The organism is Candidatus Thermoplasmatota archaeon (assembly GCA_030018475.1).
Lineage (GTDB): Archaea > Thermoplasmatota > JASEFT01 > JASEFT01 > JASEFT01 > JASEFT01.
Genome location: JASEFT010000120.1, coordinates 1 through 657 on the forward strand (window position 1 = coordinate 1; position 657 = coordinate 657).

A 657-nucleotide genomic window follows, 5' to 3' on the forward strand; every position below is an offset into this window, starting at 1 on the left:
GAACGCTATATTTTTAGAAGAAACTTATCCTGTGTTCGATGAAGAGCTCTGCGTTGAATGCGGTCTGTGCGAAAAAGTATGTCCGGTAGGTGCGATTTATGCTGAAAAAGTTTAAGAAAAAAACGGTAATGGGTTTCCAATCTCAAACTATTATAATTATCCTGGTTATGGCTATTGTGATAGCCTTTGTGGTCTTATACTTCGGGACTATAACCCGGATAAATAATTATATCACCGCTCCTGCCATGCAAGTTAATGTAAAAAAAAGTGATGATAACTATACAGTTACCATACTTGATATTCAAGGAGACGGGAAATATCGTCGCATGTGTCTTTCTATAGAAAATGTTTCGTGGAAACTCATCGCAAATGGAAACGTTCTTCTGTCAGGCAAGGCCGTAGAAATTCTAAACAATTCAAGTAGCAGGGTAAGATTTTATGACCATGACGATAGCGGAGAACTCTCAGGAGGGGATTTTTTTATAATTACTGGGCCTTTTGATACCGGGGAGAATGTCTGTTTTTATATAATCTCCGATGTTACAGCGAGTGCCATGGCTTGGGTAGTGTTGCAGGGAGGATAAAAATGATGCAATATGATGTTGTAGTCGTAGGCGCAGGCCCTGCAGGCTCTACATGCGCTAAAGTAGCTGCTGA

General features: G+C 40.3%; 1 protein-coding gene. It reads left to right on the forward strand.

Going from position 1 to position 657, the window contains the following annotated elements; genetic code table 11:
• Nucleotides 1-98: 98 nt before the first annotated feature.
• Nucleotides 99-584: a hypothetical protein gene (locus tag QMD21_07860; protein MDI6856678.1), complete on the forward strand. Its 486-nt coding sequence runs from the start codon at nt 99-101 to the stop codon at nt 582-584.
• The last annotated feature ends 73 nt before the right edge of the window (nt 585-657 follow it).